The organism is Christiangramia qingdaonensis, from assembly GCF_048381525.1.
GTDB lineage: Bacteria > Bacteroidota > Bacteroidia > Flavobacteriales > Flavobacteriaceae > Christiangramia.
Map to the genome: position 1 here is coordinate 1,033,513 of NZ_JBLWIM010000012.1, position 13,030 is coordinate 1,046,542.

The window sequence follows — 13,030 nt, forward strand, 5'->3', positions numbered from 1 at the left end:
TTTTCGCTCTTTAATAATTTTAAGCTCGGGTGGTGGAATTGGTAGACACGTTGGACTTAAAATCCAATGACCATTAGGTCGTACGGGTTCAAGTCCCGTCCCGAGTACCAAAGACCCTCTTAATCTGTAGATTTTGAGGGTTTTTTTGTGTCCATTTCTTTCGCACAGAATTCAATGTTTTTTTGAATCCGAAACAGAATTAAGTGGATTTTTATGATACCTCAACAAGGTGAGTTATACAGATAGCAAACTCGCAATAATTCTAAAAGTGAATTGAAAAGGAGCTCGAGTTTCAACATTTTAAATAATTCAATTTAGAATCAATGTCTTTCACGTAATTGCTATCTCTTATCCGGAATAAATCTGTCTAGCTCACGTTGCCATTGAGAAGTCTGTATTACTTTCAAAATAGAACGATTTAGATCTTCGCGTAAATTACTATTATTACGAATACCCATGGCATATAAACGAGGATTTAGCAAGATAGGTTGAACACGAAGATTAAGAGCTGCATCGCTGTTTATATAATAATTAAGCTGCGGAATATTATGCAGGATTATATCGGCCCTTCTGGAGTTTACAAGCTGTAGACCCTCTTTAAGATCAGATACCTTTTGAAAGCTTACTCTTTCTTCTTCTAGATATGTGGATGCTTTTGATTCCTGCAACGCAAGTACCTTCATGTCTTTTAGGTCGGTGGGGATTGCAATCTTCTTACTGGAAGAACCGCCCATCACCGCGCTTACTAAAGATGCAGTTAGAACCGCAGTGACCGCCATAGCGATAAGCATCCAAAAGAGGGCGATGACTCTTCCCCAGAAAGTTACCGGAGCCTTATCACCATATCCAATCGTGGTCATAGTTACACCCGCCCACCAAAAACCTGAACCTATACCTTTAATAATTGAACGTTCGCCTCCAAAATTTTCATCATTGCTCCTGCGCTCCACAAAATACATGATGGTTCCCACAATTAGCAATAATACAGAGAGTACTAAAACTATGATCCAGAATCTTTTACTGAAAAAACTTTTGATAATGGCTCCAAGATCCATTGCCGGGGAGGTTGCTGCTCCCATGTTTGCAGTGTAATAAATATGACTAAAGTCTACCAGGCTGTCCTCCTTTGTAGTTAATTCACTTAAAAGTAAAATATCGATCTGTTTATCTTTTAAACTACTATTCGCTATTTCCGAATCTATTTCCTGAAGATCGAAACGATAATTTAGATCATCAGCAACATTTCTCCAAAGTCGGATGCTAATACCGTCCCAATTTCCTTTATTATCCTTGAACATATAAGGTGTTTGTTCAAAAACGCCTACCTGAAGTTGCTCTATCTTTTTATTGGTGGAATCCTGCGGAATATTACTGGCTATCATAAAACCTGGAAGCATTAGGAGTACGCCCCCTATAAGTGATGAAATATTAAAGCGTGTCATTAAAATTATTATGAATTACACATTTAAGATATCGCATAGACCTCTAGATTCTCGAAAGATTTCGTTAAAACTCACAATAGCTTAAATGACCAAGATTGAATGTTAGTAATTTGAGTAGCATTATTTTCTGCTGAAATGAAATTATTACATCCTGAAAATTGTAGCTCTTGTCGGGACTTAGACTATTTTCTTTTTAAGCTACAGAATGTTTTATGAGTCGACTTAAAATTATTAGAAGATCTCTAGCAGAGGTAGTTTTCAGAATCGGTTATAGTTATTTGATATCATATCATATTTTAGATTCCTGAGTTGAAATCTCGATTTTTTATTGGCTTTTTATATCAATTTCAAGGATTATTTCAAATTATCTGAAAACTAGCAAAGTACAAGCGTGATTTTTATTAAATTCAGAAATCTTAACAAAAACATTAATTATATGACAAACGTCAGATTTAATATGAAGGCTTTAGCGCTTTCATTTACATTTTTGGCTGCAGTATCCTGTAAGGTTAAGGATACTCCGCAGAATACTTCCGCAGGACCAGATCAGACCAAGGTGGAACAGGACACGGTGAAAGCCGAGGCAAGTGCAGACCTGAGTCTTGAATTCAAAAAGTATGAGCTGGAAAACGGCTTGAATGTTATTCTACACGAGGATAAATCAGATCCTATTGTTTCCGTAGCGATTCAATATGGTGTTGGCTCTAACCGTGAGAAGAAGGGTAGAACAGGGTTTGCCCATTTGTTTGAGCATATGCTGTTTCAGGAATCTGAAAATGTTCCGCAGGATCAGTTTTTCAAAACAATACAGGATGTTGGCGGTACTTTAAACGGGGGAACCTGGCAGGATGGGACGATTTATTATGAAGTAGTTCCTAAAAATGCTCTGGAAACAGTGCTTTGGTTGGAGTCTGATAGAATGGGCTTTTTAATCAATACCGTAACCGAAGCAGCTTTTGCCAATCAGCAGGAAGTGGTTCAGAATGAAAAAAGACAACGTGTAGATAATAATCCTTATGGGCATACCGGATGGGTAATAGATAAAAATATGTACCCTGATGGTCACCCTTATAGCTGGCAGGTGATTGGAGAACTTGAAGATCTTCAGAATGCTACAGTAGAGGATGTCAAGGAGTTTTATGACAAATTTTATGGTCCTAATAATGCTACGCTAGTATTAGCTGGAGATTTTGAGGAGGATGAGGCCAGAGAACTTATTGAAAAATATTTTGGGGAGATCAAAAAAGGTCAGGAAGTCGAACCATTAGAAACTCAATTGGTGACGCTTGATGAAACCAAGCGTTTATATCACGAAGATAATTTTGCTACCGCACCGCAATTAAATATGGTATGGCCTGTTGTTGAACAGTACAATGAAGATTCTTATGCGCTAAATTATCTTGGGCAAATTCTATCCAATGGGAAAGATGCACCATTATACGAAGTGCTTGTAAAGGAGAGAGAACTTACTTCTCGCGCCAATGCGTATAATAGTCCGAGTCAATTAGCGGGTCAGTTTACTATTAACGTGACGGCAAATTCAGGAGTAGATCTTGATAGTATTGAAATGGGTATTGAAGAGGCTCTTGAACTTTTCGAACAAGAGGGAGTTACAGATTTTGATATTGAAAAGATCAAAGCAGGATTAGAAACAGATTTCTATAACGGTATTAGCAGTGTTCTTGGAAAATCTTTCCAGTTAGCGCGCTATGATGTTCTTGCTGGTGATCCTAATTTCTATAAGCAGGATCTGGAAAACATTAAAAATGTGACCAAAGAGGACGTAATGCGAGTCTATACTGAATATATCAAGGACAAGCCTTATGTAATGACCAGTTTTGTGCCGAAGGGTAAAACCGAATTAATTGCTGAAAATTCTGAAAAAGCCCAGGTTGTAGAAGAGAAGATTACTGAGAATAAAGAAACTGAAGTAGCAGAAACTTCTACTGAAGAAGTCGAAAAAACTCCTTCAAATTTTGACAGATCTGTGCAACCGGAAATGGGTGAATCTCCTAGTCTTAGTGTGCCTGAATCGTGGAATACGGAACTGGCAAATGGTTTAGAAGTTTACGGAATCGAACAGAATGAATTACCACTGGTAACTTTTAGTTTGGTTATAGAAGGCGGACATTTACTGGATGATCTTGAAAACAATGGTGTTGCTAATTTAATGAGCGATATCATGATGGAAGGAACAGCTAACAAAACTCCGCAGGAACTTGAGGACGCCATCGCGCTACTTGGTGCGAGCATTTATATGTATACTACCAATGAATCTATCGTAATTCGCGGAAACTCTCTGAAAAGAAATTTTTCAAAAACCATGGATCTGGTGGAAGAAATTCTATTGGAACCAAGATGGGATGAAGAAGAATTAGCAAGGATTAAAACCAGTACTATCAATGGGATAGAAAGAAATGATGCAAACCCTAATGCCATTGCAAACAGGGTTTACAATAAAATTCTTTATGGTGAAGATCATCCATTCGCTTATACTACTTCAGGTACAAAAGAAGATGTGGAAGCGGTTAGTATGGAAGATCTGAAAGAATTCTATGCTAAAAACTTCTCACCTTCTGTGGCAAGATTACATGTAGTTGGTGATGTAAATAAAGCTGAAGCTTTGGCGGCTGCTGAAGGTCTTAAGAATAACTGGGAAGCGAAAGAAGTCAATATTCCTGATTTTCAAATCCAGAATAATCGTGAAAAGGCATCTCTCTATTTTGTAGATGTTCCAGACGCAAAGCAATCCATTATTAATATTGGTTACATTGCGATTCCAAGAACAAGCGAGGATTACTATCCTTTAGAAGTAATGAACTACAAATTAGGAGGATCCTTTTCCGGAAATGTAAACCTTATTCTTAGAGAAGAAAAAGGCTACACTTATGGAGCACGATCAGGATTTAGCGGATCAAAAATTCCAGGAACCTTTACGGCATCGTCTTCGGTTAGAACAAATACTACAGGAGAATCGGTAAAGATCTTCAGAGATGAAATTTCTAAGTATAAAGATGGGATTTCTCAGGAAGACCTGCAATTCACGAAAAATGCACTGATTAAGTCAAATGCTCGCCGATTTGAAACTCAAGGATCGCTTTTAGGAATGTTACAAGAAATGAGTGCCTATGATCTTGATTCAAATTATATTGAGAAAGAAGAAAATATTGTTAATAACATGACATTGGAGCAACATCAGGAATTGGCGAAAAAGTATCTGGATGAGTCAAAAATGGCCTATCTGGTTGTTGGAGATGCAAAGACTCAGTTTGAACAATTCAAAGATATGGGCTTTGATGAAGTAAAACTTCTGAATAAAGAAGGTGAAGAAATTAAAATGGAAGATGTAAAATAATCTTAGCATTAATTTCTGAATAGAAAAACCTGCCGGTTCTGGCAGGTTTTTTTGTTTTTAGCTGGATATTCAGATAGCTAATATTTGTAATTACAATCGGAATTCAATCTTTTTTTTCCTTATTAGCTGTTTGTTAGTTGTTCGATACCAAAAATTTAAATAGATATCTCGTCGTAAATAAATGTTTTCAATTGCTGAGATTGCTTAGTGGTAAAACTGCTTACTATCTTCCGATCTTCCAGAATCATAGTAGATATTTTTGGATAACAATCTACAGTTATTGTCATCAACGTAAAGAAATCATTTACGTGTCGGGTTAATTATCTGTAAGTATAAGACTGTAATTCACCGTTATTGGGAATTATGAAAAGTTTTTCATGATCCTTCATGTGTATACTTTCTATAGTTTGGATTTGTTCGTTGAATGGTGCTATACCGTAATCTGATACGGGGGCATAGTTATTAATATCTTCCAGAATGATCCCTTTTAAACTTGAATAGCCACCATGATATGAATTCACTCTAAATGAATTTCCACCAACTAATAGATTAGAGATATTGTTTATATTGATACTTGCGAAACAAGTGATAGGTGCCATTTGAAATTCAGAAGGAAACATTTTAAAGCTCTCAAAATTATCATTTACATTTTCAAGATATCCCGATGCCATCTGATTTAATTCATAAATTTTGCTATTCTCTATTGCCTCTTTACTGGAAATTTGATTCACCGTTTTAAGAGAGTAATCTTTATGTTTAGGAAAAATCTTTTTGACATAATTCAGCTGAGATTCTATCTCACTTTTGGAATGCAGAGGGTAATATTCGTCCCCACGTTGGTAGGCGATAATAGTTTCCTTATTACCATCACTGTTGAAATCTGAATGATACATTCTGAGGCTACTCTGGGCAAAATTAAATCTTGTGTTCAGTCCCCAGTTGCCTAATAAAATATCCTTATCCCCGTCATGATCTATATCGTAAATATCGATAGATTGCCATAGACCGCTTAAATTTCCTGGTAATGTTATTTCTGATAGCAGACCTTCGTTGTTTTTGTAGATTCTGGGTCTATCCCATTCTGATGCTATTATAAGTTCTGGATAATTGTCTTTATCGATATCCTCCCACTTGGCGTCCATCACGTGAGAGCGCAAGCCAAACTGATCATATTTCTCAAAGTGCCCGTTGCCATCGTTCATTAAAATATATGATGGGACTAATTCACCAAAATCACCAGGTTTCGAATGATTACCAACAAATAAATCTTGATCGCCATCTAGATCCCAATCTGATGCTATAACGACAGAGGTAATATATGAATCATTTATTATGAAATCCTTGGAACGTGTGAAATTAAGATCTTGATTGATATAGAGCCTATCTTTTTCGAATTCTTCAATTCTTTCTTCATGAATACCACTTCCAACATATAGGTCTAGATCTCCATCACTATCAACATCTATAAAAACAGCAGTGTTGTCTTCATATGTAGAATCCACTGCTATGCCGGTAATTTCTCGCTCTGAAAATGCAATTCCATTGTTCAAGAATAATTTTGCTTTCCTTCCAGAGGATCCGCCTATAAAAATATCATCAAACCCATTATTATCAACATCGTCTATAGCCACAGCTGGACCAAGGTTCGATACTTGGTATGGAATTAATTTTTCATTTTTGAAATCATCGTAGGAGTCCTCAATATGTATATATGAAATAGCGTTCGACTTTGTAAAAACTTGAGCTTTTTCACTTTTCTCAAATGAAAATTCTGGGAGGTTACTTTGATGATTTAATTGGTGTTCTCTGTTGAGTTCAGGTGAATTGATTGTCATGAAGGTATGATCAGGCCAGATAATTTGTATAGAATCAATCATTTCTTTGACTCCAAAGTGCAGTCGGTCATTCCCTGACGAAAGAAACCCTCTTGATCGGAAAAGCTGTTTTATATATTTTTTTCCTTCTGAATATAGTATCGCGGTTGTCCCTATCCCGTTAACATTCCCATCCGTGAACTGGAATTTTAAAGAGATCCAATTTCCTGATTCAACTGTATTTTCATAAATGCTTGCGGGAGAATTTAGATTATTAACAACAAGGTCAAGGTCCCCGTCATTATCCAGATCTGCATAAGCAGAACCATTGGAAAATCCAGGTCTGTCTTCAATCCAGGATCCAGTCTTAATTTTAAACTTTTCAGGCCCGCCCATAAAAATTTCATTGGGGACCTCCCCAGATGGCATCTTTTCTTTCGATTTATAGAGCCATTTCATTCCATCTTCCTTATCTCTGTTCTTGAATGCATTTGACACATAGCTTTTGAAATCCAGGTCATTTGGTCTTCTAAGGATCCCGTTAGAGATGAAAATATCTTCATAACCATCTAGATTAAAATCGGCTATCAATGGTGACCAGCTCCAATCTGTCGCTTCAAGGTTATTGAACAAGGCGACCTCCTGAAAGTATGCTCCGTCTTGATTTAGCTGAACCATATTCCGGGCGTACTGATCTTTATAGCCGAGATTCTTTAGTTTTCGCTGCATATTCTGCATCATGTCGTCACCTTCAGTTTCCTTGATTACTTTTTCATCTTTTGGGAGCATGTCAACGGTAATTAGGTCCATAAAACCATCTGCATTGAGATCTGCTACATCACTTCCCATGGAAAACCGACCTATTGTTGAGAAACTGGATTCAAGATCTTCAGTAAAGGAACCGTCACCGTTATTAAGATAATAGTAATCATCTTCATGAAAATCATTACAAACGTATATATCTGTAAAGCCATCATTATTAAAATCTGAAATAGACGCGCTTAAGCCGTAGCCGTTCTGCCCTCCAAAAATCCCGGATTTTTCACTTACGTCCACGTATATACCATTTTGATTTTGAAGTAAGACATCGCCAACCTTTGGAACTCTCTTATTTCTAACCTCGGCAGATCCATGAGACAGGGTTGTGTGTATTGCATGATTTACGAGATAGACATCCAGGTCGCGATCATTATCGTAGTCAAAGAAATAAGCCTGAGTAGAATAGCCGGAAAAATCAAGATTGTACTCCTCGGCTTTTTCTGTAAACGTCCCATCACCGTTATTTATAAATAATTCATTTGATCCTTTGAAATCGAGAAGCCCGGATACTGAACATACGTATATGTCAAGATACCCGTCCTGATTTATATCTACCATTGTAGATCCTGTATTCCAATTTGATTTGCTCTTAAGGTTTGCAGAATTGGTGATATCCTCAAATTTTAGGTCGCCCTTATTTAAATATAATTTGTTTGCTCCCAGATTTGAGACGAAAAAGAGATCGTCCAAACCGTCATTGTTAATGTCTCCAATGGAGACTCCAGCCCCGTTATAATAATAGATGTAATTAATGATATTATGATATTCATCTTCGACTAACGTATTCTCAAAGTCAACACCAGTCTGTTTTGGTTCTCTGGAAACGAAAAGTAAGTCCTCATTAGTTTGTTTATCCAGAGCACAACTCATAATTATTAAGCAGATTGGAAGGATAAGGCGTTTCATGTCGTGTTATTTTTTGCTAAATTTAACAAAAACTAACTTAATCCATAATCTTATTAACATCTCGTCAATTAGTCGCGTCCTATCACAATTAACAACTTCGGTCATCTCTTCCTCCATTGTTTTTCGTATTTCATAGAGTTAAAATTAAGAAAACATTAGGAAATCATGTTTAACTTCTTTTAATTAGTATTACTCGAAAGTTAAAGACTTGTTAATATGAAGCAATACCCAAATACCCTGCAGGATGGTACTAAGGCGACAGACCTGAGGCAAAGCACTTCTATAGACTTTATTAATAAACTAAGAGATAAGAGGCTTATATATATTAATGACCGCGGACAGGTTTATCTTACCAATAAGGGTAAATTGGCTAACAGGTTGGGATTTCAACGTTATTTCAACATGGAAAAGGAACAACAGGAATTATTTGAGCAGGAGTTGGAAACCATTCAGGTTGAAAATAGAGGTCTGCTTATGATCTTCTCGGGAATGATTATTAGTCTTCTCCTCATCATCGCATTCTGGATGTTGGAACTTCAAACTTTATAAATTTAATCCATAGATTAAAAACAGTAATTTTTTACCGAATTCTATTAAATGATCTTCACCTAGTAAGATAAATTGCCGGATGAAATTTTACTACCTCAGTAAACAAACTAATAGCAATGGCATTATGTCTATCCATGCAGATAGTTGTAAGCAATTGCCTTCAGTTTTTGAACGAGTATATCTGGGAATATATGATAACAGCAGGCTTGCTTCAGATGCAGCTTTGAAGAAATATCAGGTCTTGAAACTTGAAACCTGTCGCTGTTGTAAATAATCTAGTTTTTGCGTGACCATTTAATAAGTCTGCCCGCTGTTTTGATAGACGGTTGCTTAACGAGGTCTTAACTACTATCTTAGAATTACATTTTGGTTGATTTGGATTTTCTTCGGAACTAATCAAAAGCTAATTTTCTTCAGAAATAAAACACATCCTTTGTAAGGGCTGATTTCTGTAGATATTCTTAAATCTTCTAGCTATTTAAGCTTTCGGACTTGTTTGTGATTTATACTTCAGGACATTTAATTGTACCTTTAGCTTAAAATTTGCTGAAATAAATGTCAGGACATAATCACGGTTGTTGTAAGCCACATAATGACGGTATTTTTGGAGAAAGAACAGAACTAATATTCGCTATTATAAGCGGAATATTTCTTCTCAGTGGATATTTACTTCAGCAGTTTTCAGGTTTTGACTTCCCTTATATTCTAATTCCATACTTGGTTTCTTATTTTTTCGGTGGATTTTTCACAGCTAAGGAAGCGTTTGAAGAAATTTCAAAAGCTAGATTTGAAATTGATTTTTTAATGTTGGTAGCCGCTATTGGCGCAGCATTTCTAGACAAGTGGGCTGAAGGTGGATTGCTTTTATTCCTGTTCAGTCTAGGTCATGCGCTTGAGCATCTCGCTATGGATAAAGCTCAGAAATCTATTGAAGCTCTTACAAAACTAGCTCCCAAGGTAGCCTTCAAGAAAATTGATGGTGAGTTCAGGGAAGTGAGCCTGGAAAATCTAGAGGTGGGCGATATTCTAAGGATAAGACCTAATTCAACCGTGCCGGCAGATAGCATTTTGGTCCATGGAAGAACGAACATTAATCAAGCTCCAATTACAGGAGAAAGTATTCCTGTAGACAAGGAACCTATACAGGAGGAAGGTATAGATTATAATAATACCACTTCCATTCCCGATAAACACCGTGCTTTTGCTGGAACGATTAATGGAGATGCCACGATAGAGGTGAAGGTGATCAGGAAGGCGGAAGATTCCACGCTGAGCAGGCTTATTGAAATGGTGCAGCAGGCGCAGGATAAAAAGTCTCCAACCCAATTGCTGACAGATAAATTTGAAAAGTTTTACGTGCCGGCGGTACTTATACTTATTCTAATTCTGAACCTGGCGTTTCTGGTCATTGATGAACCATGGTCCGCTAGTTTTTACAGGTCTATGGCTGCTTTGGTGGCTGCAAGTCCCTGTGCCCTCGCGATATCCACACCTTCCGCAGTATTAAGTGGAATTGCTCGTGCCGCAAAAGGTGGTGTCTTATTCAAAGGTGGTAAACCTTTGGAAGATCTTGGGACCTTGAAAACTTTGGCTTTTGATAAAACCGGTACGCTTACCGAGGGGAAACCAAAACTAACAGATGTTATTTTGCTGAATAATTCTTCGGAAGCTGAATTACTTTCAGAAGTGATTGCTTTGGAAAATACAAGTAATCATCCGCTTGCCAAAGCCATAGTTCGTGATGGACGCGCAAAACTGCCAGTAGAATATCAAATACCTCAATTATCTGCTTCTGAAGCAATTCAGGGAAAAGGTATAAGTGGGTATGTCAATGGGAATCAAATATCTATTGGAAACCTGGAACTATTTGAAGGTGAGAAGCACCTTGATTCAAATCTGGTTAAAAGAATCAAAGACCTGGAAAGAGATGGGAAAACTACCATGTTAGTGAAATCTGGAGATCATTTTAGTGGAATTCTGGGATTGATGGATGAGCCCAGGGAATCTGCCAGGCCTACCTTATCACGTTTAAGAGAATTGGGTATAAAGGAAATGGTGATGCTTACCGGTGATAATCAATTTGTAGCAAATGCGGTCGCTAAAGAAATTGGTCTCACTAAAGCTTATGGTAGTTTATTGCCTGAAGAAAAAGTCGATAAGATTCGAAAACTTAGCAGCGGGAAGGCCAAAGTTGCCATGATAGGGGATGGCGTTAATGATGCTCCGGCAATGGCAAATAGCACTGTAGGAATTGCGATGGGCGCAGCAGGAAGTGATGTTGCGCTTGAGACTGCAGATATCGCTCTTATGGCAGATAGACTTGAAGTGCTTCCATTCGCAATAGGTTTGAGCCGTAAAGCGCATAACATCGTAAAACAGAATTTATGGATCAGTCTGGGTGTAGTGGCTTTGCTACTTCCGGCGACGATCTTTGGTTGGGCCAATATTGGGGTGGCGGTGGTTTTCCATGAAGGCTCAACCCTTGTTGTGGTATTAAATGCACTCAGACTTCTGGGTTACAAATCTGAATAGAATTTTTAAGTTCTTCAGTATTATGAAACTATGATTTCCTTACGCAATGGGATAAGCCATGTTCGGACATGACCAATAGTCCCAACGTAAATTTAATTCAATAATTTTCTCAATTCCGAGGAAAGATTCCATTTATTATTATAAATTTGGAATAATTCCAATATTAATAGTTTATGGGTACACCGGGATCGATTGAAATTAAGCATTTTAAAGAAGTTCGTGAAGAGCATAATTATACTCAAACAGAATTTGCTACGCTATTGGGTATAAAAAATTCAACTGCAGACATAGAACGTGGCCGTACGAAGCTTTCAGGTAAAGTAGTGGCTGAATTGCTTAGGCAATTCGCGATCAATCCATTATGGCTATTTGGAGACAGTGGGCAGAAGTATCTTAAGATCAGTAAAGGCGATGTAAGTCCAAAAGTTGTTACCGTAGATAATGCCGATAACGAAAATATAGTTCTTGTAAACCAAAAGGCGGCTGCAGGGTATCCTCACAACGTACAGGATGTGGAATGGTATAATCAACTTCCGGCATTTGATATTCCTTTACCAGAATTTAGAAATGCGACCTACCGTGGTTTCCAGATCGAGGGAGATAGTATGTTGCCAGATTATCGTCCGGGAGAATGGGTGATGGGAAAAGCTGTTGCTAGCATAGAAGAAGCCAGTAACAATAAAGTATATGTGGTCGTAATGTATGACTCGGTATTGGTAAAGAAGATACAGAAAATGCCTGATCCTTCGAAAGTTTTGTTGATATCACTCAATGAAGAATATTTACCTTTAGAGATCAATGTGCACGATATTCAGGAGATCTGGCAGGTAAATTCTAAACTTACTTTCAACCTGGACAATCCAACAAATAATGGGCTTTTTCAGGAACTTCAACAATCAATGAACGAGTTAAAAAGAGAATTAAAATCTTTTAAGCATTAAAAAAGCCCCATCTAATTTAGAGAGGGCTTTTAAAACTTATTTTATTAAGGACTAGTAGTCGTCGTTTCCTTCAACCTCGTCTTCGACATCCTGAGCTGCATTCTCTACCGCATCTCCAGCGTCGTTAGCTGCATTTTCTACTGCATCACCAGCATCATTAGCTGCATTTTCGATGTCATTTCCTGCATCGTCCATGTCATCCATATCATCCATGTCGTCCATATCATCAGACTCCATTTGCTCCATATCATCAGTCTCATTCTCGTTAGTTTCTCTACAAGAAGTAAAGAATAAACTTGTTGACAGTGCTAAAGCAAGCATTAAAATCGGTTTTTTCATAATTTGATTATTTAGTTATTAGTAGTTTTAGTAATTCAATGTATTAAAATTCGAGATTTATTACTAATTGTCGTCTCCAATTTTTTCTATTTCTTCGTCGATTTCCTTATTTACTTCATTATCAACTTTTTTAGCTGTTCGCTCAAGAATGCCTTCTCGTTCATCAGCTTCTTCAGGTGATTTAACCTGCTTTTCAACTTCTACTTCCTTGACGATGGTTTCCTTTTCTGCTTCTTGTCTACAGGATGTGAATAAAACAGGACTAGTCATTAATGCAACCGCAAGGATTGATAAACGTCTCATTTGTATTTATTTAGTTGTTAATACTGGTCG

9 protein-coding genes and 1 tRNA gene are annotated in these 13,030 nt (G+C 37.3%); 6 read left to right on the forward strand and 4 right to left on the reverse strand.

Features of this window, described 5'->3' with window-relative positions:
- Positions 1 to 23: 23 nt before the first annotated feature.
- Positions 24 to 110: transfer RNA gene (locus ACNI3T_RS09735), tRNA-Leu, on the forward strand.
- A gap of 231 nt (positions 111 to 341) precedes the next feature.
- Here ACNI3T_RS09735 and ACNI3T_RS09740 read toward each other — a convergent pair.
- Complete coding sequence (locus ACNI3T_RS09740) at positions 342 to 1,442, reverse strand: ion channel (protein ID WP_418227620.1); 1,101 nt, start codon at positions 1,440 to 1,442, stop codon at positions 342 to 344.
- Positions 1,443 to 1,878: 436 nt separating this feature from the next.
- Between ACNI3T_RS09740 and ACNI3T_RS09745 the strand changes: the two genes are divergently transcribed.
- Positions 1,879 to 4,797: a M16 family metallopeptidase gene (locus tag ACNI3T_RS09745; RefSeq protein ID WP_418227621.1), complete on the forward strand. Its 2,919-nt coding sequence runs from the start codon at positions 1,879 to 1,881 to the stop codon at positions 4,795 to 4,797.
- Positions 4,798 to 5,117: 320 nt separating this feature from the next.
- Here the strand turns inward: ACNI3T_RS09745 and ACNI3T_RS09750 are convergent, their stop codons facing one another.
- The gene (locus ACNI3T_RS09750) at positions 5,118 to 8,336 is read right to left on the reverse strand and encodes a VCBS repeat-containing protein (protein WP_418227622.1); all 3,219 of its coding nucleotides are present in this window, start codon (positions 8,334 to 8,336) and stop codon (positions 5,118 to 5,120) included.
- A 216-nt stretch (positions 8,337 to 8,552) separates the two neighbouring features.
- On the opposite strand from ACNI3T_RS09750, the gene ACNI3T_RS09755 reads away from it, so the two are divergent.
- The 4 genes from ACNI3T_RS09755 to ACNI3T_RS09770 all read left to right on the forward strand — a co-directional run bounded on the left by ACNI3T_RS09755 (position 8,553) and on the right by ACNI3T_RS09770 (position 12,358).
- Positions 8,553 to 8,885, forward strand: coding sequence for a hypothetical protein (locus ACNI3T_RS09755; protein ID WP_418227623.1), 333 nt, complete (start codon positions 8,553 to 8,555; stop codon positions 8,883 to 8,885).
- Between the two features lie 79 nt (positions 8,886 to 8,964).
- Positions 8,965 to 9,159 carry a hypothetical protein gene (locus ACNI3T_RS09760; protein ID WP_418227624.1) on the forward strand — a complete coding sequence of 65 codons (195 nt, stop codon included), beginning with the start codon at positions 8,965 to 8,967 and terminating at the stop codon, positions 9,157 to 9,159.
- A gap of 281 nt (positions 9,160 to 9,440) precedes the next feature.
- The gene (locus tag ACNI3T_RS09765) at positions 9,441 to 11,417 is read left to right on the forward strand and encodes a heavy metal translocating P-type ATPase (protein ID WP_418227625.1); all 1,977 of its coding nucleotides are present in this window, start codon (positions 9,441 to 9,443) and stop codon (positions 11,415 to 11,417) included.
- Positions 11,418 to 11,590: 173 nt separating this feature from the next.
- Complete coding sequence (locus ACNI3T_RS09770; RefSeq protein WP_418227626.1) at positions 11,591 to 12,358, forward strand: LexA family transcriptional regulator; 768 nt, start codon at positions 11,591 to 11,593, stop codon at positions 12,356 to 12,358.
- A gap of 51 nt (positions 12,359 to 12,409) precedes the next feature.
- Here the strand turns inward: ACNI3T_RS09770 and ACNI3T_RS09775 are convergent, their stop codons facing one another.
- Positions 12,410 to 12,697, reverse strand: coding sequence for a hypothetical protein (locus ACNI3T_RS09775; RefSeq protein ID WP_418227627.1), 288 nt, complete (start codon positions 12,695 to 12,697; stop codon positions 12,410 to 12,412).
- 63 nt (positions 12,698 to 12,760) lie between these two features.
- A complete protein-coding gene (locus ACNI3T_RS09780; RefSeq protein WP_418227628.1) occupies positions 12,761 to 13,000 on the reverse strand; it encodes a hypothetical protein in 240 nt (79 codons plus the stop codon).
- Positions 13,001 to 13,030: the final 30 nt, after the last annotated feature.

Coding starts and splice junctions, on each gene's coding strand:
- ACNI3T_RS09740 (WP_418227620.1), bottom strand. CDS start 1,442: ATGACACGCTTTAATATTTCATCACTTATAGGGGGCGTACTCCTAATG.
- ACNI3T_RS09745 (WP_418227621.1), top strand. CDS start 1,879: ATGACAAACGTCAGATTTAATATGAAGGCTTTAGCGCTTTCATTTACA.
- ACNI3T_RS09750 (WP_418227622.1), bottom strand. CDS start 8,336: ATGAAACGCCTTATCCTTCCAATCTGCTTAATAATTATGAGTTGTGCT.
- ACNI3T_RS09755 (WP_418227623.1), top strand. CDS start 8,553: ATGAAGCAATACCCAAATACCCTGCAGGATGGTACTAAGGCGACAGAC.
- ACNI3T_RS09760 (WP_418227624.1), top strand. CDS start 8,965: ATGAAATTTTACTACCTCAGTAAACAAACTAATAGCAATGGCATTATG.
- ACNI3T_RS09765 (WP_418227625.1), top strand. CDS start 9,441: ATGTCAGGACATAATCACGGTTGTTGTAAGCCACATAATGACGGTATT.
- ACNI3T_RS09770 (WP_418227626.1), top strand. CDS start 11,591: ATGGGTACACCGGGATCGATTGAAATTAAGCATTTTAAAGAAGTTCGT.
- ACNI3T_RS09775 (WP_418227627.1), bottom strand. CDS start 12,697: ATGAAAAAACCGATTTTAATGCTTGCTTTAGCACTGTCAACAAGTTTA.
- ACNI3T_RS09780 (WP_418227628.1), bottom strand. CDS start 13,000: ATGAGACGTTTATCAATCCTTGCGGTTGCATTAATGACTAGTCCTGTT.